The organism is Streptomyces sp. NPDC020299 (genome assembly GCF_044387825.1).
In the GTDB taxonomy this organism is placed as follows: domain Bacteria; phylum Actinomycetota; class Actinomycetes; order Streptomycetales; family Streptomycetaceae; genus Streptomyces.
Window position 1 is genome coordinate 216,350 of sequence record NZ_JBIRWL010000017.1, and the last position, 20,064, is coordinate 236,413.

18 protein-coding genes are annotated in these 20,064 nt (G+C 70.9%); 7 read left to right on the forward strand and 11 right to left on the reverse strand.

Annotated elements, in window-relative coordinates:
- Positions 1-36: 36 nt before the first annotated feature.
- The 5 genes from ACH45E_RS35365 to ACH45E_RS35385 all read right to left on the reverse strand — a co-directional run bounded on the left by ACH45E_RS35365 (position 37) and on the right by ACH45E_RS35385 (position 7,852).
- Positions 37-3,345: a S8 family peptidase gene (locus tag ACH45E_RS35365; protein ID WP_399042210.1), complete on the reverse strand. Its 3,309-nt coding sequence runs from the start codon at positions 3,343-3,345 to the stop codon at positions 37-39.
- A 246-nt stretch (positions 3,346-3,591) separates the two neighbouring features.
- Positions 3,592-4,275: an ABC transporter ATP-binding protein gene (locus ACH45E_RS35370; protein WP_361447442.1), complete on the reverse strand. Its 684-nt coding sequence runs from the start codon at positions 4,273-4,275 to the stop codon at positions 3,592-3,594.
- 40 nt (positions 4,276-4,315) lie between these two features.
- The gene (locus tag ACH45E_RS35375; protein WP_361447440.1) at positions 4,316-5,791 is read right to left on the reverse strand and encodes an ABC transporter permease; all 1,476 of its coding nucleotides are present in this window, start codon (positions 5,789-5,791) and stop codon (positions 4,316-4,318) included.
- Positions 5,792-5,987: 196 nt separating this feature from the next.
- Positions 5,988-7,238 (reverse strand): Ig-like domain-containing protein, encoded by a 1,251-nt coding sequence (locus ACH45E_RS35380; protein ID WP_361447438.1) that lies wholly within the window; start codon positions 7,236-7,238, stop codon positions 5,988-5,990.
- 227 nt (positions 7,239-7,465) lie between these two features.
- Positions 7,466-7,852, reverse strand: a complete 387-nt coding sequence (locus ACH45E_RS35385; protein WP_361447436.1) for a hypothetical protein — start codon at positions 7,850-7,852, stop codon at positions 7,466-7,468.
- Positions 7,853-7,962: 110 nt separating this feature from the next.
- On the opposite strand from ACH45E_RS35385, the gene ACH45E_RS35390 reads away from it, so the two are divergent.
- Together ACH45E_RS35390 and ACH45E_RS35395 are read left to right on the forward strand one after the other, a co-directional pair.
- On the forward strand, positions 7,963-8,280 hold the full coding sequence (locus tag ACH45E_RS35390; RefSeq protein WP_361447434.1) for a hypothetical protein: 318 nt from the start codon (positions 7,963-7,965) through the stop codon (positions 8,278-8,280).
- A 41-nt stretch (positions 8,281-8,321) separates the two neighbouring features.
- Positions 8,322-9,122 carry a hypothetical protein gene (locus ACH45E_RS35395; protein WP_361447432.1) on the forward strand — a complete coding sequence of 267 codons (801 nt, stop codon included), beginning with the start codon at positions 8,322-8,324 and terminating at the stop codon, positions 9,120-9,122.
- 57 nt (positions 9,123-9,179) lie between these two features.
- Here the strand turns inward: ACH45E_RS35395 and hutH are convergent, their stop codons facing one another.
- From hutH to ACH45E_RS35410, 3 genes are all read right to left on the reverse strand, one after another.
- Positions 9,180-10,718, reverse strand: coding sequence for a histidine ammonia-lyase (gene hutH, locus ACH45E_RS35400; RefSeq protein ID WP_361447791.1), 1,539 nt, complete (start codon positions 10,716-10,718; stop codon positions 9,180-9,182).
- Positions 10,719-10,969: 251 nt separating this feature from the next.
- Positions 10,970-12,112 carry a GGDEF domain-containing protein gene (locus ACH45E_RS35405; RefSeq protein ID WP_361447430.1) on the reverse strand — a complete coding sequence of 381 codons (1,143 nt, stop codon included), beginning with the start codon at positions 12,110-12,112 and terminating at the stop codon, positions 10,970-10,972.
- Between the two features lie 38 nt (positions 12,113-12,150).
- Entirely contained in the window at positions 12,151-12,945 is a 795-nt protein-coding gene (locus ACH45E_RS35410) for an enoyl-CoA hydratase-related protein (protein WP_361447428.1), read from the reverse strand.
- 197 nt (positions 12,946-13,142) lie between these two features.
- Between ACH45E_RS35410 and ACH45E_RS35415 the strand changes: the two genes are divergently transcribed.
- A complete protein-coding gene (locus ACH45E_RS35415; RefSeq protein WP_361447426.1) occupies positions 13,143-13,727 on the forward strand; it encodes a hypothetical protein in 585 nt (194 codons plus the stop codon).
- A 367-nt stretch (positions 13,728-14,094) separates the two neighbouring features.
- Here ACH45E_RS35415 and ACH45E_RS35420 read toward each other — a convergent pair whose 3' ends face one another.
- Positions 14,095-15,222, reverse strand: coding sequence for an adenylate/guanylate cyclase domain-containing protein (locus ACH45E_RS35420; RefSeq protein ID WP_361447424.1), 1,128 nt, complete (start codon positions 15,220-15,222; stop codon positions 14,095-14,097).
- 220 nt (positions 15,223-15,442) lie between these two features.
- Positions 15,443-16,303, reverse strand: a complete 861-nt coding sequence (locus ACH45E_RS35425; protein ID WP_361447422.1) for a biotin--[acetyl-CoA-carboxylase] ligase — start codon at positions 16,301-16,303, stop codon at positions 15,443-15,445.
- Between the two features lie 110 nt (positions 16,304-16,413).
- Here ACH45E_RS35425 and ACH45E_RS35430 point away from each other — a divergent pair, with 110 nt between their 5' ends.
- The 4 genes from ACH45E_RS35430 (at position 16,414) to ACH45E_RS35445 (ending at position 19,292) form a co-directional block, all read left to right on the forward strand.
- Positions 16,414-18,024 carry an acyl-CoA carboxylase subunit beta gene (locus ACH45E_RS35430; protein WP_361447420.1) on the forward strand — a complete coding sequence of 537 codons (1,611 nt, stop codon included), beginning with the start codon at positions 16,414-16,416 and terminating at the stop codon, positions 18,022-18,024.
- Positions 18,025-18,033: 9 nt separating this feature from the next.
- Positions 18,034-18,243, forward strand: a complete 210-nt coding sequence (locus tag ACH45E_RS35435) for an acyl-CoA carboxylase epsilon subunit (protein WP_361447418.1) — start codon at positions 18,034-18,036, stop codon at positions 18,241-18,243.
- An 81-nt stretch (positions 18,244-18,324) separates the two neighbouring features.
- Positions 18,325-18,453: a morphogenic membrane protein MmpB gene (gene mmpB, locus ACH45E_RS35440; RefSeq protein ID WP_361447416.1), complete on the forward strand. Its 129-nt coding sequence runs from the start codon at positions 18,325-18,327 to the stop codon at positions 18,451-18,453.
- A 221-nt stretch (positions 18,454-18,674) separates the two neighbouring features.
- A complete protein-coding gene (locus ACH45E_RS35445) occupies positions 18,675-19,292 on the forward strand; it encodes a nucleoside triphosphate pyrophosphatase (RefSeq protein ID WP_361447414.1) in 618 nt (205 codons plus the stop codon).
- Here the strand turns inward: ACH45E_RS35445 and ACH45E_RS35450 are convergent.
- The gene (locus tag ACH45E_RS35450; RefSeq protein WP_361447412.1) at positions 19,264-19,821 is read right to left on the reverse strand and encodes a hypothetical protein; all 558 of its coding nucleotides are present in this window, start codon (positions 19,819-19,821) and stop codon (positions 19,264-19,266) included. The genes ACH45E_RS35445 and ACH45E_RS35450 overlap by 29 nt on opposite strands.
- Between the last annotated feature and the right edge of the window lie 243 nt (positions 19,822-20,064).

Below are 20,064 nucleotides of genomic sequence, written 5' to 3' on the forward strand. Positions count from 1 at the left end.
CTGTGGGCCTAGCCGGCCCACTCGGCGACTAGCGGCTCACTTGCCGTAGTACGCGTTGTAGATCGAGATCGTCGACTTGTTGCCCTGCCTGTCGGCGATCTTGGCGTGGAAGGAGATGGCCTTCCCCTTCGCCGGGTTCTTCACGGTGATCTTGCCGTTCCTGACCTCGATCTTCTTCCAGGTCTGGCCGTAGTCGTACGACACGTACACCGCGAGGGACTTCAGGTTGCGGCCCGCGGCGGCGCCCTCCACGGTGACCGGGAAGGTGACCGTCTTGCCGGCTTCGACGCGGCTGTCCAGTCCGGTCGTGGCGCCGAAGTGGGCGGTGGACGCGGGGAGCTGTGCGGAACCGCCGGACGGCTTCTTGGAGTGGAAGGTCCAGCTCGCGTCGATCCGGGTGGAGGCGGCCGCGACCTTGACGGTCCGCTTCACCGAGGTGGTCAGCTTGTACTCGGCGTCGCCGGCGGGAACCTTGAAGGACTCGCCGCCGAACAGCGGGTCGTCGTTGGAGCCCACCTTGGTGCCGTTGCGGTACAGGGTGGTGGTCACCGCGGTGAAGTCCGAGGAACCGGCGTGCTTGTTGCTGTCGGCGAACAGCGGCACGACGCCGGAGATCTCGTTGTCCACACGGAACAGGCCGTACTGGGAGTTGAGGTGCGGGCCGAAGACCGCGGTGTTGAACGTCTTCTTGTAGGTCGTCCGCGCCTTGAAGGTCTGCGGGTCGCCCAGCGTGTAGAAGGCGTCCGCGATCGGGAAGCCGTCGGCGTCGTGACCGGAGTACTGGCTGACGTCGAAGCCCCACTGGGCGCCGTCGACGGTCGAGACGTACGCCGTGCGCGTGCCGGGCAGCTTCTGCTCCACGGACTCGCCGACGACGAAGTCGTCGCCCACGGTGCCCCAGGCGTCGACCGAGCCGGTCTTGTTGGGGGCGGAGGCGCCGACGGTGTTCTTCACCGTGGCCAGCTCACTGGTCTTGAAGTGGCGGACCTTGTCGCCCTGGATCTTCTTGGCCTTCACGCTGGTGGCCACGTCGTACTCGGCGTTGTCGCCCTTGGTCCACTGGCCGCTCCAGGTCTGGGTCAGACCGTTCGCGACCTCAGGGCCGAGGTGCGCCATACGCAGATCGCCGAAGCCGCTGCCCACCTCGATACCGAAGCCGACCGACGCCGGGTCGTACATGTAGTCGATCGACGCGGTGAACGGCTTGGCCCCCGCGTCCGGCACGGTGATGTCCGCTGCCTTGGCCGTGCGGGCGTCCAGGTTCACCGTGAGGTCCTTGGTGACGCTCAGCTTGGGCTGCACCAGCCAGTCGATGCCGCCCTCGAAGGAGCTGGTGCTCTTGGCGATCTCGGAGTTCAGCAGGTACGTGCCCTTGGGCAGGCGCAGGGTCGTGGTGCCGGAGTCGGCGGGCTGTGCCGCGTAGGCGTGGTCCTTGCCGATGCCGGTGTAGCCGAACAGTTCGGTGTCGTAGACGCTGGTCGGCCTCCCGTCACGGCCGGTGTGCTTGAAGGTGACGGTGTACGACTCCACCTCCCGCTGCACCGCCGCGGCCGTACGCACGGTCTGGCCGCCCCCCGTCGCCGTCACGTACGCGGAGTACGCGCCGTCGAGGGTGCCGCCCAGCTTGGTGTTGACGGTCAGGCCGACGGAGGCCTTGCCGCCCGCGGGGACCGTGACCTTGGTGGCGCCGAGCTTGAAGAAGCCCGCCGGAGCCGCGTGGCCCTTGGGGTCGGTGCCGGTGGCGGCCAGGTTGAGCGTGACGTCCTTGGTGCCGAGGTTGCGGTAGGTGACCTGCTTGGTGACCGGTGTGTCGTCGGTGTGCGGCCACTGCTGGACGCCGAAGCTCACCGACGCCGGGTCGGCGACCACGGTCTGCTTGATGGCCTTGTCGACCGCGATCCGGCCCGAACCCTGCTGGAACGGCGTGTAGTTGCCGCCCTTCGCGGAGCCGGTCAGGGCGGCCTTGAGCTCGGCGTAGCCCCAGTCGGGGTGCTCCTGCTTCAGGATCGCGGCGGCGCCCGCCACGTGCGGGGTGGCCATCGAGGTGCCGGAGATGGTCAGGTAGCCGGGCGCCGGGTGCGGGACCTCGGGGTCCGTGTCGATGACGCTGCCCGGCGCCGCGGCGGCGGTGATGTCCACACCCGGCGCGGTGACGTCCGGCTTGATGGCGCCGTCGCCGACGCGCGGACCGGTGGAGGAGAAGTCCGCCAGCTTGTCCGACTTGTCGACGGCGCCGACGGTGAGCGCGTCGTCCGCGCTGCCCGGCGAACCGATCGACTCGGGGCCGCCGTTGCCCGCGGCGATCGCGAACAGGATGCCCTTCTCGGTGGAGAGCTTGTTGACCTCGGCCTCGAGCGGGTCGACCTCGGGTGTGTCGTAGCCGCCCAGGCTGAGGTTGACGACGGAGGCGCCCTGCGAGGCCGCCCACTCCATGCCGGCGAGGATGCCGGAGTCGTCACCGGAGCCGGAGTCGTCCAGGACCTTGCCGTTGAGGATCTTCGCGTCGGGCGCGACACCCTTGTACTTGCCGTTCGACTTGGCGCCGGTGCCCGCCGCGATGGACGCGACGTGCGTGCCGTGGCCGAAGTGGTCCTTGGCGTCGGCGGCGGTCGAGAAGTTCTTGGACTCGATCACCTGGTCCTTGAGGTCGGGGTGGGTGGTGTCCACGCCCGTGTCCAGGACGGCGATCTTGACGCCCTTGCCGGTGTAGCCGGCCGCCCACGCGGTCGGGGCACCGATCTGCGGGCCGGACTTGTCGTCGCTGGCCTTGCGGACGCCGTCGAGCCAGACGTGCGCGATGCCGGAGGCGGTCTGGTCGCCGTTGGTGACGGCGTCCCACAGTTCCGGCGTCTCCTTGGCGGGGGTCTGCACGGCGTCCGCGTTCAGCGTCTTGAGGCTGTGGCGGAGGGTGCCCGCGTCGCGGACGTCGGACTTGGTGGCCGTGGCGGCCCCCTTGTAGCCGACGATGACCTTCAGGCCGTGCTTCTGGGACTTGCGGGTGGCGGCCTTGCCGAGCTCGGTGATGTCGAACAGCCGCTGGTCCAGCTTGCCGGAGGCGACCATGCGGGCCGCGTCGGCGGGGATGACGAGGGTGTGGCCGTCGGCCTTGCGGATCTGGAACGGGATGTGCTCGCGTCCCTTGGCCCGCTCCAGGCCGACGACCCGGCCTTTGGCGTCGACGGCGACCCGGTCGCCGGTGATCAGGGTGACGTGGTGCTTGGAAGTGAGCGATGCCGCAGCGGTGGACGACCGCTGCTCGGGCTTCGCCGACGCCGGGCTGGTCATGCCCGCGGCGAGGGCGACGGCTGCGGCGGTGGCCACGGTGGCCGCAGCCGCTCTTTTCACTTGTCTGCGCAAGACTCCCCCTGGAGACGGAGTACCGGGCGAATTCCCCGTTCACCCGGCCGGGGGAAGTCTCGTACGCATGCACGTCAACCCCCCGGGACACGCAGTATGCCGGGGGGCGATCAGACGCCTCAATAGGTGAGAGAGTTGTGAGAAAGCGCTACCGTCGACTGTTACGCGCCGGGGGAAACACCGTTACAGAATCGGGAAGTTACGCGCGGGTGATCGGTGTTATAAGTGCGGCGCTCAGGTGCCGGCGTTCTCCTTCACGGTGATCTTTCCCTTGCGGATGGTCACCAGCCGCGGGGCCTTCTTCGCGATGGAGGAGTCGTGGGTGACCATGATGAAGGTCAACCCGTGCTCCTTCCACAGGCCTTCGAGCACGTCCATGATCTCGTCGCGCATGCCCTCGTCGAGGTTGCCGGTGGGCTCGTCGGCGAGCAGCACCTTCGGCTGCTTCACCAGCGCCCGGGCGATGGCGACGCGCTGCTGCTGACCGCCGGACATCTCGGACGGCAGGTGCCCGAGCCGTTCGCCGAGCCCGACCGACTTCAGTGCCTCGGCGGCCCGTTCGCGGCGCTCCTTCACCTTCACGCCGAGCGGTACGAGGGCGGTCTCGACGTTCTCCTGCGCGGTGAGCGTCGGGATGAGGTTGAAGGACTGGAAGACGAAGCCGATGTTCTCGCTGCGGACCCTCGTCAGCCGGGCCTCGGACAGCTTGGCCAGGTCGGTGCCGTCCAGGACGACTTCGCCGGAGGTGGGCCGGTCCAGACCGCCGAGCATCTGGAGCAGGGTGGACTTGCCGCCGCCGGTGGGGCCCTGGATGACCAGCCGGTCGCCGTCGCCGATGGTCAGGTCGACGCCGTCGAGGGCGTGGACGCTGTCCTTGCCCCGGGTGTAGCGCTTGGTGACGCCTCTGAGTTCGTACATGGTGGGTGCAACTCCTACGGGTCGGTGGTGGGGTCGGGGGTTACTCGACGCGCCGCAGCGCGTCCGCCGGGCGCAGCCGCGACGCCCGCCAGCCACCGAACGCGCCCGCGATCAGTCCGCCGGCCACCGCGAGCCCGACGGCGAGGCCGATGGTCGTGACGCTGACCGGCGCGGTGAGCGCGACCTCGAGGGTCTTGGCCGCCTGCCGCCCGGGGCCGCCGAAGCCGCCCCCGCCGCCGGGGCCGCCGCCCGGACCGCCCGTGCCGCCACCGGTGTTGCCGAGCTGCGCCTGGAGCGACGGGCTGATGGCGGTGACGGCGTACGCGCCCGCCAGGCCGAGCGCGATCCCGAGGGCGCCACCGACCAGGCCGTTGACCATGGCCTCGCCGATCACCTGCCGGGTCACCCGGCCCGACCTCCAGCCCAGCGCCTTGAGCGTGCCGAACTCCCGCACCCGCCGGGACACCGCCGAGGAGGTGAGCAGACCGGCGACCAGGAACGCGGCCACCAGCACCGCGATGGACAGCCACTTGCCGACGTTGGTGGCGAGGCTGGAGGCGGTGGACAGCGAACCGGAGACGGTCTTGGCGAGGTCGGCCGAGGTCGTGACGGTCGTACCGGAGACGTTCTTCTGGATGGTGCTCTTGACGGAGTCGATCCGCTGGGAGTCGGTCGCCTTGACGTAGATCGTGGTGACCTTGTTCTTCTCGTCCGCCAGGGTCTGCGCCTGCTTGAGCGGGATGTACAGGTTGGCCGCCGAGTCACCGCTGCTGGCCGTGGCGATGCCGATCACCTTGAACTTGACGCTCTTGATGGTGACGGTGGAACCGACCTTGTACTTCTTCGTCTTGGCGTAGGCCGAGTCGGCGACGGCCACCTTGGCGTCGGTCTCGGTCGCCTTGAAGGCGCGGCCGCTGGTGATCTTCGAGGAGGTCAGCGGGCCCAGCGCGGTCTTGGTGACGTCGGTGCCGAAGACGCTGTACTGGTTGATGTCGAAGTTGGCGCCACCGCCCCGCACCTCGCCCTGCGGCTGGCCGTTGCCGCCGCCCTGGCCGGGGCCGCCCTGCCGGCTGCTGCCGGAGTTCTGGTTCTGCTGGAACTGGCCGCGGGTGAACTGGCCGCTGACCTTCACCACGTTCAGGCTGAGCCCGCCGACGGCGGAGGAGACGCCGTTCTGGCCGCCGACCTTGCCGACCGTCGACGAGGCCAGGGTGGTGAAGCCCTGCACCATGACCCGGTCGCTGCTCTGCGACTTGGAGTCGTCCTTGTTCTGCGCGTCGAACTGGAAGCGCGGCCGCTGCGCGTTGCCGGTGGACGCCGACGCCGCCTTGGTGACCGTCATGTCCGTGCCCAGGCCGTAGAGCGACTGGAGGACCTTGTCCTGTGCCTTCCCCATGCCGCTGGACACGGAGTTGACCACGATGACCAGCGCGATGCCCAGCGCGAGTCCGGAGGCGACGACGAGGGCCGCCTTTCTGCGGCGGCGCAGTTCGCGCCTCAGGTAGGTGAAGAACATGGCCGCAAGCTAGGTACGGACCGTGATGACTCGATAAGGCCGAAATAAGAGAAGCATGAGAAGGCTGTGGCCGGTCCCAGAAAATCCCCAGAAAGACCCCGGAGCGGCCCCGGAGCGGCCCCGGAGCGGCCCCGGAAATGCCGGTGCCGCCCCTGGGGGGCGGCACCGGTCATGCGTGGCAGTAGGTCGGAAGGCGTCAGACGGCCGAGCCGGCCTTCCACTGCGCCCAGTTCATGTTCCAGCCGTTGAGGCCGTTGTCGGGGGCGACGGTCTTGTCGCCGGTGTTCTTCACGACGACCACGTCACCGAGGATCGAGTGGCTGTACATCCACGCGGCCGGTGTGTTCGGGTCGTTGGCGCCCTTGGTGTCCGACAGGCCCACACAGCCGTGGCTGGTGTTGACGCTGCCGAAGATGGACTTCGCACCCCAGTAGTTGCCGTGCAGGAAGGTGCCGGAGCTGGTGAGGCGGATGGCGTGCGGCACGTCCTTGATGTCGTACTCGCCCTTGCCGTCGTCGTCCGTGAAGCCCACGGTCGCACCGTTCATGCGGGTCTGCTTGAACTTCTCCGACATCACCATGACGCCTTCGTACGTCTTGTTGTCGGGCGAGCCGGCGGAGATCGGGATGGTCTTGACGGTCTTGCCGTCCTGCGTGATCTTCATCTGCTTGGTCTTCGCGTCGACGTAGGAGACCTGGTTGCGGCCGATGTGGAAGGTGACCGTCTTCTGCTGCACGCCGGTGACCCCGGAGGCGCCCTCGACGCCGTCGAGCGCGAGCTTCAGCGTGACGGTGGAGTTCTCCTTCCAGTAGTCCTGCGGACGGCAGTCCATGCGGTTGGCGCTGAACCAGTGGCAGGCGACCTCCTGGCCGCCGCTGGAACTGACCGTGATGGCCTTCTGGACGGCGGCCTTGTTGGTGATCGCCTTGTCGAAGTTGATCGAGACGGGCATGCCGACGCCGACCGTGGAGCCGTCCTCCGGCGTGAAGTTGGCTATGAAGCTGTTGGCCGGGGAGACCGTGGTGAACGAGGCGTTCTCGTGGGCGACGCGGCCCTTGGAGTCCTTCGCCTCCGCGGCGACCTTGTAGCTGGTGGAACGCTCCAGCTGGGTGCTGGGCTTCCAGCTCTTCTTGTCGGCGGCCAGCTGGCCCGAGACGGCCTTGCCGTCGGCGGTCGTCATGGTGACGCCGGTGAGCGTGCCCTTGGCCACCTTGACGGCGGCGGAGTTGTTGATGGACGCGTCGTTCGAGCCGTCCTTGGGTGTGATCGTGATCTGGGCCTCGGAGGACTTCTTGGCCGCAGCCTCGTCGGCCTGGGCCTGGGAGCTGTCGCCGCCGCCGCTGCCGGAGGACTTGTCGTCGCCGCCGGAACAGGCCGAGAGCACCAGTACACCGCCGAGCAGTGCGGACGCGGCCATCAGGCCCTTGCGCCGCTTACTGTCCGTCATCACACGCTTCTCCATGGTTGCTGAATCCCCAAAAACCCCGAGTCCCCCGTTGAGAACCTTCAACGCTACGACCGGCATGCCCCGTTCCACATCCCTGGCAGGTGTGGGCCACGCCACGTTTGCCGAGGCGGATGCGGCGGGCGGGGCCGGAGTTGGCCGCGCGCCCCCTGAGACGACGTGACCCCGGCCGGCGGTTGCCGTCCGGGGTCACGCGTTCCCCCCGATGCTCAGCCGATGCCGCCGCTTTCGCGTGCGTCGTCCACGTCGTCCACGTCGTCCACGTCGTCCTCGTCGTCTTCCTCGTCATCATCCTCGTCGAGCTCCCAATCCGGCGAATCGGGGTCGTAGTCGATCCGCTCGGTGGACCAGGAGGCCTGCTGGAGCTCCACTCCGGGCACCTCGCCGACCAGGTCGAACGGGTCGACGAGGTAGGCCAGGGCCTCCGCGGTGTCTTCCGTCACAGCCCCCTGGGCGTGGACGCGCTCCTCGTCCGGCAGTTCCGGATCCGCGGCGAGCCGGCGCAGCGCGGCCTCGGTGACGGCCTCGCCGTCCTCGACCTCGAGAACCACTTCCACCCGAAGCCGTACAAAACGTGATGTCTCTGGAGTGCTCATGCCGGGAGAGTACGGCGGATATCTCCCGTGACTTTCCCGTGACCCGCGATTTTCACTAACATCGCCCCACACGGCCAATTCGCCAGCGTCACAAGGGGGATCGATATTCCGTGTCATCCGTTCGCCGCCCGCTGCTGACCGCCACCGCCGCGGGCACCCTTCTGGGCGCCCTGTGGTTCGTCCCGTCCGCGAACGCGTCGCAGGACGCCCCGGCGAGAGCGGAGACCTCGGCGACGCAGCTCACCCAGCAGGCCAGGGCGGTGTCCGAGGCGACCACCGAGACCACCTCGGCCTCGGCGGACGGCACCGAACTCGCCGACACCGGAAGCCCCGACACCACGCCGTACGTCATCGGCGGCACGTTCTGCCTCGCCGTGGGCGCCGGTTTCGTGGTGTATTCGGTACGTCGGGAACGCCTGGGCTTTTAAAGAACTTGACGTTTCTTTGACTCTCGTTTCATAGTCCGCTCATGAAGAGATCATCGGGCGTGCGTCTGTGCGCCGCTGCCACAGTGAGCGTGCTGTCGTTCGCCCTTGTCACGGGGTGCTCCGAGGACGGGTCGAAGGACTCCGGGAACGCGAAGGATGCCAAGGGATCCAACGCGTCTTCGTCGGACGTGAAGGCGCTGAGCGCCGCGGAGTTGCAGAAGCTGATCATCGCCAAGGGCGAGGTGCCCGGCTTCAAGGTCGGCGCCGTCGAGGGGGGCATCCCCGCCGACAGCAAGGTCAAGGCGGACGACGCCAAGTGCGACCCGCTGATCGACGTCCTGACCGGCATCGCGCCCGGTGACCCGGCGACGAACACCAGCCGTATGGCCACGGAGGACAAGAAGGACCCCACGGACGACGCCACGTCCCTGGACGACCTGGCCGACGGCAAGTTCGAGGACGCGCTCAACAAGTCCCTGGACCTGGACGTCACCGTGGTCACCCTGGCCTCGTACGACGGCGACGGCGCCGAGAAGGCCGTGCGGACGGTCTCCGACGCGGTGAAGGCGTGCGCGGGCGGCTTCTCCGGCGAGCAGGACGGCGAGAAGGGGAAGTTCAGCAAGGTCGCGCAGGAGAAGTCCTCGGGCACGGGTGACGAGTCGCTGGCCTTCACCGCGACCAACAACACGCCGGACGGGGCCGTTCCGCTCCATGGCGAGGTCGTGCGGCACGGGAACAGCGTCGCGACGTACAGCACCATCAACATCGGCGCGGGTATGTCCAAGAAGGCCTACACGGTGTCGGCCGCGGTGATCAAGGCCCAGGCGGCCAAGCTGAAGTGATGTACGGGACGTGAGAGGGGCCCTGTCCGCGGACAGGGCCCCTTTTGCTTCTGCTGCCTACTGCAGCGGCCCGGTGACCGTCTCGACGGCGGTGACGAGCTCCCCGCTGCGCACGAACGCGTCGGCGGCGGCCAGGTCGGGCGCGAGGAAGCGGTCCGGGCCGGGGCCCTGGACGCCGGCGGCCCGTACGGCGTCGATGACCGCCTGGGAGGCGGGCGCCGGGGCGAGACCCTCGCGCAGCTCTATGGCACGCGTGGCGGCGTACAGCTCGACGGCGATGATCCGGGTCAGGTTGTCGATGGCGGTGCGCAGCTTGCGCGCGGCCGACCAGCCCATCGACACGTGGTCCTCCTGCATGGCGGAGGACGGGATGGAGTCGGCGGAGGCCGGCACGGCGAGCCGCTTCATCTCGCTGACCAGGGCGGCCTGGGTGTACTGGGCGATCATCAGCCCGGAGTCCACGCCGGGGTCGTCCGCGAGGAACGGCGGGAGGCCGTGGCTGCGGTTCTTGTCGAGCAGCCGGTCGGTGCGGCGCTCGGCGATGGAGCCGAGGTCGGCGGCGGCGATGGCGAGGAAGTCCAGCACGTAGGCGACCGGGGCGCCGTGGAAGTTGCCGTTGGACTCGACGCGGCCCTCGGGGAGCACGACCGGGTTGTCCACGGCGGAGGCGAGTTCGCGCTCGGCGACCAGGCGGGCGTGCGCGAGGGTGTCCCGTCCGGCGCCGGCGACCTGCGGGGCGCAGCGTACGGAGTAGGCGTCCTGGACGCGGGGGGCGTCGTCCTGGTGGTGGCCGGTGAGCTGGGAACCCTTGAGCACGGCCAGCATGTTGGCGGCGGAGGCGCCCTGTCCCGGGTGCGGGCGGATGGCGTGCAGTTCGGGCGCGAGTACCTTGTCCGTGCCGAGCAGCCCCTCGAGGCTGAGGGCGGCGGTGACGTCCGCGGACTTGTAGAGGACATCGAGGTCGGCGAGGGCCATGAACAGCATGCCGAGCATGCCGTCGGTGCCGTTGAGGAGGGCGAGGCCTTCCTTCTCGCGCAGTTCGACGGGCTGGATACCGTGCTCGGCGAGCAGCTCACCGGCGGGGCGGACGGTCCCGTCGGGGCCCTCGGCGTCGCCCTCGCCCATCAGGGTCAGGGCGCAGTGGGACAGCGGGGCGAGGTCGCCGGAGCAGCCGAGGGAGCCGTACTCGTGCACGACGGGGGTGATACCGGCGTTCAGCACGTCAGCCATGGTCTGCGCGACCTCGGGCCGCACACCCGTGTGCCCGGAGCAGACGGTCTTGAGCCGCAGGAACATCAGGGCCCGTACGACCTCCCGCTCCACCCTCGGGCCCATGCCGGCGGCGTGCGAGCGGACGATGTTGCGCTGCAGCTGGGTGCGCAGGTCCTGGCTGATGTGCCGGGTCGCCAGGGCGCCGAAGCCGGTGCTCACGCCGTAGACCGGCTCCGGCTTGGCAGCCAGGGCGTCCACGATCTCCCGGGCCGCCGCGAGGGCCGCCACCGCCTCCCCCGACAGCTCGACGCGAGCGCCGCCGCGCGCCACGGCGAGAACGTCGGACGCGGTGACACCCGTCGTCCCCACCACCACAGTGTGCATATCCATATTCAGGAGCGTACGCATTGAATGCATGGATGTCACTAGTGTGGGACGGCTCCGCCCCTTACCGCACCGGACAAGCGGCCGGTCACGGCCGACGGCCACGGAAGCGACGACGCGCGGCCCGCTCGGGATCACCGGGTCGGGACCCTGCCGCCGGCCACCACCGGGCGGTCCGCGCGGAGCGCCTTCGCACGGTACTGCGCCGCATCACCTAACCGGAACAACCCACGCGCCGGTCCAGACACCGGTCACGGCCGTCGGCCACGGAAGCGACGACGCTCGGCCCGCTCCGGGGACGGCTCGTCGGCCAGGCGGACCACCGGGTCGTCGGGACCCTGCCGGCCGGCCACCACCGGGCGGTCCGCGCGGAGCGCCTTCGCACGGTACTGCGCCGCGTCGGCCAGCCGGAACAGGCGGCGGGCGGAACGTACCTCGCCGATGGGGTCCGCCGTGGACGCGACTCCGCAGGCCACGCCCTCGCCCAGCTCCAACTCCGCGGCTCGGCGGCAGAGTTCGTCCGCCGCCTTGACCACGTCGTCGGCCGGCGGCCCCACCGCCAGCAGACAGAACTCGTCCCCGCCCAGCCGCGCCGCGAGGGTCCCCGGCAGCATCGCCCCGCACAGCGACAGCACGGAACCGAAACGTTCGAGGAGCCGGTCCCCCACGGCGTGCCCCTGGGTGTCGTTGACCCGCTTGAGCCCGTTGAGGTCGCACACGGCCAGGCTGACCACCACGCCCTCCCGCCGGTGCCGCTCGACGGCCTCCTCCAGACGAACGTCGACGGCACGGCGGTTGGCCAGCCCGGTCAGCGGGTCGGTGAACGCCAGCCGGCGGGCCTCCTGAAGCCGTTCCGTCTGCGCGAGCCCGGCGGCGACGACCGCCGCCAGTACGGTGGCGAAGCCGGCCTCGCCCCGGTCGAAGACGGGCGCACCGGCCGCGCGGGCCACGTACAGCTCGCCCCAGGCCCTGCCGTGCAGCACCACCGGCGCCACCACACAGCACCCCCGCCCGCGGCGGCGCAGGGCGGCGACCCGCTGGTGGAAGTAGCCGGGGCGTCCGGCGGCGGGCCCCTCGGAGGTCTCGACCCAGGCGCTGGGCCCCTGGCCGCCCGCCCACCGCTCGTGCAGGAACTCGGTGATCTCCGCGAACTGGTGCACCGGATAGGTCTCGTGGTCCGGGAACTCCTCCTCGTCCGGGGCCCGCTCCCCCGCGTTCACCAGCACCCGCAGCCGCCCGCGGTCCCGCTCCCACACGGACAGCGCGGCGAAGCTCCCGTCCAGCGCCCGGCACGCTCCGAGCGCCGCGGCCCGCCAGGACTCGCGGGGCGTGTGCGCCGCCGCCATGCCCTGCGCCAGTGCGACCACGGCGGCGAGACGCTTGTCCTCACCCATCACTCCAGGTTAGGGACGTTTCAGGGGAACCGCCCCCGTCACTCCCCCGGCCACTGGGGCTTGCGCTTCTCGTTGAACGCCGCCACCCCCTCCGCCCGGTCCCCCGAGAACGCCACCGCCCGCCAGGCCGCGTCCTCCACCTCCAGCCCGGCCCGCAGATCCAGCCCCTGCCCCAGCCGCAGCGCCCGCTTCGCCGCCCGCAGCCCGACCGGCGAGTTCCCGGCGATCCGGGAGGCCAGCGCAAGGGCCTCGTCCCGGTCCCGCCCCTCCTCCACCAGTTGGTCCACCACCCCCAGCTCATGGGCCTCGGCCGCCTCCAGCCGCCGCGCGGTGAAGATCAGCTCCGCCGCCCGCGCCGCCCCGACCCGCCGGGGCAGCAACTGCGTACCGCCGCCGCCCGGGATCACGCCCACCGACACCTCGGGCAGTCCGACCACGGCCGTGCGGTCGGCCACGATCAGATCGCAGGCCAGCGCCAGTTCGAAGCCACCGCCGAGCGCGAACCCGTGCAAGGCGGCGACGGTCGGCATCGGCAGCTCCAGCACGCCGGTGTAGGCGCCCCGGGTCACCGGCCGCTGCCGCAGCAGGTCGGCGTCGCTGAAGGAGTTGCGCTCCTTTAGATCGGCCCCGACGCAGAACGCCCGCTCGTGCGACGACGTCAGTACGACCACGCGCGCGTCCGGGTCGGCGGCGAGCGCGGCGCACGCGCCCGCTACGGACCGGGCCATGTCGGTCGAGACGGCGTTCATGGCCTTGGGCCGGTCCAGCACGAGCTCCGCGACGTGCCCGTGCCGCCGCACCAGCACGAACTCCCCGAACCGCTCCTCGCTCATGACACCCCTCCGGTTAACGCGGGTTAACTTCCTGCCTCCCGATCATCGCAGTCGTGACCCGGTCGGGGAAGAGCCGGCCCGCTCCCCCGTTCGAGTGATATCCCGCCCGACCCCGGCCCGGCCGCCCACGGGAGCGCATAGCGTGCGCTGCGCGGCGCATCGGGGGCGCATGGTGCGCGCGGCGGGGAGGGAACGCGATGACAGACACGGCAACGCACACGAGTACGAGCGCGGCTCCGCACACCGAACCGCTCGTCCGGCGCGGCCGGCACCGCAAGCCCCGCCCCCGCAAGGTCCTGCTCGCCGCCGGTGGCCTGGCCCTGGCCGCCGGCGCCCTGAGCCTCGTACGGATGGCACCCGACTCCGGCGTCGGCGCCCCCGGCACCGCGGAGGCCGAACCCCGGCTCGGCGCCGGCGGCGCCACGGACAGGTCCGCGAACACGGCCGTCTCCGTCGGCGCCGCACCCCTGCCCTCGGCGACCTCCACCATGGGCGGGGTCAGCGGGCGCCCGACACCGTCCCCCACGGCACGCCTGGGCTCCGCCACCGCCGTCCCGACGACACTTCCGGTGCACGCCCCGGCCTCCATCCCCACGACGGCGGACGGGCCGACCCCCGGAACCACACCGAGGCCGCCGACCACGCCCCCCGCCTCGGCCCCACCCCACACCCCCGAGCCGCCCCCGACCCGAAACACCGGCACCCCGACTCCGACACCGAGTCAGCACGGGGGCGTGTGCCTGCCGGTCATCGGGCTGTGCGTGAACCGGGTCTTGGGGTAGAAGCGGGGGCCAAGGGGCGGACACGGGGCCCAGGGCGAGGGGCCGATGGCCGAACCAAGGGCCGGAGGGCCAAGGGCCCGGGACCGGGGGTCAAGCCAGCGGCCGGAGGACCAGGAGCCAGGAGGCAATGCCAGGGGCCGGAGAGCCAAGGGCCGGGGCCGAGCCCGCAGCCGCAGGTCCCGCGCCGCCGGCTGGTGGCCAAGCCAGGGGCCGGGAGCCAGGAGGCAAAGCCAGGGGGCAGAGGCCGAAGGACCAGCGCCGGTGGCCGGTGGCCAAAAGGGCCGGAGCCAGGGGCCGCGGGGCCGATGACCAAGCCAGGGGCCGGAAGGCCAAGGGCGGAGGGCCGGCGCCGGGGCCGGGGCCGGGATCAGGCGTCGCCGTCCCGTCGTGCGAGCAGCCACGGTTCGACGACGCCGAGGCCGCGGACCGGGCGCTGCCACATGGGCTGGAGCGCGAAGCGGTACGTCGGCGGCTCCTCGCCCTCCTTCTCCGCGGCGGCCGCGGCCTCGGCCGCCTCCGCCTCCGACGCGGGTGCCTCGCCGGTACGGATGATCTCCTCGGCGAAGGCGCTGTCGACGAGCACGGAGTCGCGCGGGGCTATCGAGGTCAGCCGGGAGGCGAGGTTCACCGTCGTACCGAAGACATCACCCATCCGGGTGGTCACCGTGCCGAACGCCATCCCGACCCGCAGCTCGGGCATCGTCTCGTCGTTCGCCATCGTCTCGACCAGCCGCAGCGCGATGTCCGCGGCCGTGCCCGCGTCGTCGGCGGCGTACAGGACCTCGTCGCCCAGGGTCTTGATGAGCCGGCCGCCGCGCGCGGCCACCAGGTCGGCGGCGGTCGTCTCGAACGCCTCGACCAGTTCGCCGAGCTCCTCCTCCTCCATACGGCGGGTCAGCCGCGTGAAGCCGACCAGGTCCGCGAAGCCGACGGCGAGCCTGCGGTCGACCATCTCCTCGTCGTCCGCGGCCTGCACGACCCGGCCCGCCGAGGCGGCGAGCTGGCGGCGCCAGACGTAGACGAGGAACTCCTCCAGCTCGGGCAGGAGCAGCTCGACGATCGGGTACGTCACCTCGGTGCGGGTCATGCCCGGCTCGGGCGGCTCGGTCAGCCCCTCCAGGAAGGAATCGATCTGCCACTCCGCCAACCGGGCGGTGGTCTGCCCGGTGGAGCGCGCGACTTGTACGGCCATCGCCTCGCTCAGCAGCCCAGCCTCCACGAGACCGGCCAGGCGCCGCAGGGCCAGGACGTCGGCCTCCGTCAGCGCCTTGGCCTGGCCGATGTCGGCGAAGCCCATGGCCCGCCAGAAGCGGGAGGCCAGCTCCATGGAGACGCCGGCGCTCCGGGCCGCCTGAAACGGGGTGTAGCGCCGCTCGGCGCCCAGGATGAGGTGTTCCAGGCGCAGGGCGAGCGGGTTGTCCTCGCCGGAGTCGGCGGCGTCGGGATCCACCCGGCCGTCCGAGTCCGCGCCGGAGCCCGTGTCGTCGACGGTCACGCCTGCTGCCCTTCCGATCTGCCACGGTCAGGTATCGACCGGCCTTCACTCTACGGTAGGTGTGCGCCAGCTCACTCCGTTGGGTTTGGCGGATGGGGGCGTTGGGGTGGGCGCGCCGTGCTGGGGGCTGCCGCCCCCAGGCCCCCGCTGTCGGCCTGGACGGCCTCGTCCTCGAACTCCCCCAGAGGGGGCACCCCCGGACGGGCTGAAAACGCCAAGCTCACGCCGGCCGCAAGTGCACGATGTCCCCCGCCCCCACCGGCTCCCGCACCCCTTCCTCCGTCGCCAGCACCAGCCGCCCGTCGCCGTCGACGGCCACCGCCTCGCCGACGACCGACCGGTCGCCCGGCAGCTCGGCGCGTACATGCCGGCCGAGGGTGGCGCAGCCGGCCGCGTAGGTCTCCTGGAGTCCGCTGGCCGCCGGGTCGCCCCCGGCCGAGCGCCAGCGCTCGTACCAGTCGGCCAGCGAGCGCAGCACCGCCCGCAGCAGCGGATCCCGGTCCGTGCTCACCGCCCCGGCCAGCGCCAGCGAACCGGCCTGGGGGACCGGCAGTTCCTCGGCGCACAGCGAGACGTTGATGCCGACGCCGATGACGACCCCGTCGTCCCCGGCCCGCTCCGCGAGGATGCCGCCGGCCTTGCGTTCCTCGCCGTTCACGGTCACCAGCAGGTCGTTGGGCCATTTGAGTGCCGTGTCCACGCCCGCCACCCGCGACACTCCCGTCGCCACCGCGACCCCGGTCAGCAGGGGAAGCCAGCCCCAGCGGGCCACGGGCACCTCGGTGGGGTGCAGCAGGACGGAGAAGAACAGGCCGGAGCGGGCGGGGGCCGTCCACTGGCGGTCGAGACGGCCCTTGCCGGAGGTCTGCTCCTCCGCGACGAGTACGGCGCCCTCGGTGGCCTTGCCCGCCTCGGCCCGGGCCACCAGGTCGCTGTTGGTGGAACCGGTGCGCCGCACCACCTCCACCCCGGACCACAGCCCGCCCTCCCGTACCAGCGCCCCCCGCAGCGCCGCGGCGTTCAGGGGCGGGCGCTCCAGGTCCGACCAACGACTGTCGTCTGCTGCATCTCGTGGCGTCATGCAAGCCACCCTAGGTGTGGCAAACACCGCACTGCCGATTGATGGGGCCGCCACTACGCTACGGATGAGTAACCGTCCCCCCTTTTGAGCAGGCAGGGAGCCGCATCCCGATGTCCGAGCCGGAAGAGCGTCCAGAGATCCAAGGGATCGACATCCACACGACCGCGGGCAAACTCGCGGATCTCCAGCGCCGCATCGAGGAAGCGACGCACGCCGGCTCCGCACGCGCGGTCGAAAAGCAGCACGCCAAGGGCAAGCTGACGGCCCGTGAGCGGATCGAACTACTGCTCGACGAGGATTCCTTCGTCGAGCTGGACGAGTTCGCCCGGCACCGGTCCACCAACTTCGGACTGGAGAAGAACCGGCCCTACGGGGACGGCGTCGTGACGGGATACGGAACCGTCGACGGACGTCCCGTCGCGGTGTTCTCGCAGGACTTCACCGTCTTCGGCGGAGCGCTGGGCGAGGTCTACGGGCAGAAGATCGTCAAGGTCATGGACTTCGCCCTGAAGACCGGTTGCCCGGTCATCGGGATCAACGACTCCGGTGGCGCCCGGATCCAGGAGGGCGTGGCCTCGCTGGGCGCGTACGGGGAGATCTTCCGGCGCAACACCCACGCCAGCGGTGTCATCCCGCAGATCTCGCTCGTCGTGGGTCCGTGCGCGGGTGGTGCCGTGTACTCCCCCGCCATCACCGACTTCACGGTCATGGTCGACCAGACCTCGCACATGTTCATCACCGGCCCGGACGTCATCAAGACCGTCACCGGCGAGGACGTCGGCTTCGAGGAGCTGGGCGGGGCCCGGACCCACAACACCGCCTCCGGGGTGGCCCACCACATGGCGGGCGACGAGAAGGACGCCATCGAGTACGTCAAGCAGCTGCTGTCGTACCTGCCGTCCAACAACCTCAGCGAGGCCCCGGTGTTCCCCGAGGAGGCGGACCTCACCGTCACCGACGAGGACCGCGAGCTGGACACGCTGGTGCCGGACAGCGCCAACCAGCCGTACGACATGCACACGGTGATCGAGCACATCCTCGACGACGCGGAGTTCTTCGAGACGCAGCCGCTGTTCGCGCCGAACATCCTCACCGGCTTCGGGCGGGTCGAGGGCCAACCCGTGGGCATCGTCGCCAACCAGCCGCTGCAGTTCGCGGGCTGCCTCGACATCACCGCGAGCGAGAAGGCCGCGCGGTTCGTGCGGACCTGCGACGCCTTCAACGTCCCGGTCATCACCTTCGTCGACGTGCCGGGCTTCCTGCCGGGCGTCGACCAGGAGCACGACGGCATCATCCGGCGCGGCGCCAAGCTGATCTACGCCTACGCCGAGGCCACCGTCCCGCTGATCACCGTGATCACCCGGAAGGCGTTCGGCGGGGCGTACGACGTCATGGGGTCCAAGCACCTGGGCGCGGACCTCAACCTGGCCTGGCCCACCGCCCAGATCGCCGTGATGGGCGCGCAGGGCGCGGTCAACATCCTGCACCGCCGCACCATCGCCGAGGCGGAGGCCGCCGGGGACGCGGACGCCACCCGGGCGCGGCTCATCCAGGAGTACGAGGACGCCCTGCTCAACCCCTATGTCGCGGCCGAGCGCGGCTACATCGACGCGGTGATCATGCCGTCCGACACGCGCGGGCACGTGGTGCGGGGCCTGCGTCAGCTGCGTACGAAGCGGGAATCCCTTCCTCCGAAGAAGCACGGCAACATCCCCCTCTAAGGAGCCGCTGTGACGATCAAGGTCGTACGGGGTAATCCGACCCCCGAGGAGCTGGCCGCCGCCCTGGCGGTGGTCCGGGTCCGCGCCGCGGCGGCAGCCGACTCGCCGTCCGGCGCGGAAGGACCCCGGGACTCCTGGGCCGACCCGGCCCGTATCGCCGCCCACCGGCTCCCGAAGCCGGGTCCGGCGGCGTGGAGCCGCACCTACTGGCCGGGGTGAGCCGGACAAGCGGAATCCTCGCGGCCAAGTTGAGTACGCGTACTCAGGCGCCGCTCCGGCACCCCGCCGGACCATGGGGAGATGCTGTGGTCCGACCCTGAGAACGAGCCGCCGAAGGAACTGCGCGACATGCAGGACATGCTTCGGCGGCTCGGCCTTCTCATGGCGCTGGCCATGGTGCTCACGATGATCGTGATCGGGCTGAGGTGAGGACGGCGCGGCCGCTTGGCCAGGTCCTGTCGTGTGGATCAGGCCGGCCGTAGGCCTCGGCACCTTCCGGCCGACCCGAGCGGGGCGCGTGCAGCTGCAAGGCGGAGGGGGAGTCGACGCGATGGGGGTCCCCCGCTCGAGCGAAGCCGAGAGTAGGGGAGGGCGTGCCAGGCCCCGCGTCTGCGGCATGATCCGCCGGGCAGGGCCTATAACCTGACCGCATGACTGCCAAGCCGCGCAGGCGACTCGTGCTCGCCTCCCAGTCCCCCGCCCGGCTCGGTCTGCTCCGGCAGGCCGGGCTGGAGCCAGAGGTGATCGTGAGCGGGTTCGACGAGGACGCCGTCACCGCGCCCACCCCCGCCGAGCTGGCGCTGGCCCTGGCCGAGGCGAAGGCCTCCGTGGTCGCCGCCCGGCCGGAGGTGCAGGGCGCGCTCGTGATCGGCTGTGACTCGGTGCTGGAGCTGGACGGACAGGCGCTGGGCAAGCCCGCGGACGCCGAGGAGGCCACCGCCCGCTGGAAGGCGATGCGCGGGCGGGCCGGGATCCTCCAGACGGGGCACTGCGTGTGGGACACGGCGGCCAAGCGGTACGTGTCCGCCACCGCCTCCACCGTGGTCCGCTTCGGCGAGCCGACCGACGAGGAGATCGCCGCGTACGTCGCCTCGGGCGAGCCCCTCTACGTCGCCGGGGCGTTCACCCTGGACGGCCGTTCCGCGCCCTTCATCGAGGGCATCGACGGTGACCACGGCAACGTGATCGGCATCAGCCTGCCCCTGGTGCGGCGGCTGCTGAAGGAACTGGGCGTCGGCATCACGGAGTTGTGGGCGCCGGCGGAGTGACCGGGGCAGGGGGCACGTCGTCCTGCGGCTCGGGGGCTTGGTCCGGCGCCGGAACCGGAGCCGGAGCGGGGTCTTTGCCCGGGCCGCCGCCGTCGCCGTCGCCGGGCGTGCCACCGGCCATCGCCGGGGCCGGGCCCCCCTGACGGTCGTACGTCATCAGGAGCAGCACGATCAGCGCCAGCACCGCCACCATGAACAGGAACGCGGTCCAGCCCACCAGCCCCCAGGCGAACGCGCCCAGCAGCCCGTGCACCACCGCCACGCTGATCAGCAGGACGCGCCCGAAGCCGGCCGGGGCGCGGTCGCGGACGGCGACCAGCAGCGCGACCAGGGCGCACAGCGCGAAGTAGAGACCGAAGAGCACTCCGCCGATCTTCGAGGACAGTGCCATCTTGTCCGGGTCGAGACCGGCCAGGGACATGTCCTGACGGTCCACCACCACTCCGAGGAACCAGTTCAGCGCCGCGATGCCGAGTGCCTCGGCGAGGAGTATTACCGCCACCACACACGCCACCGGTCTGCGCACCACCGGTCCCACCCACTTTCGACCGCAGCCCGACCGGAGCTGCCGTTCCCTGAAGTACGTTCAAGACATCGCGAACGCTACTAACGGGTAAACCCCGGGACAAGGGTCCGGTCGGGAGCAAAGAATCGTTGGGCCATTCGTAGGGACTCAACAAAGAAACCGAGTGGGGCGCGGCACGCTCTCACAGAGACCTTGACCACATGGCAGGACTAGGGTTGCCCGGTGGAGCCTTGCGTACCTCGGTGC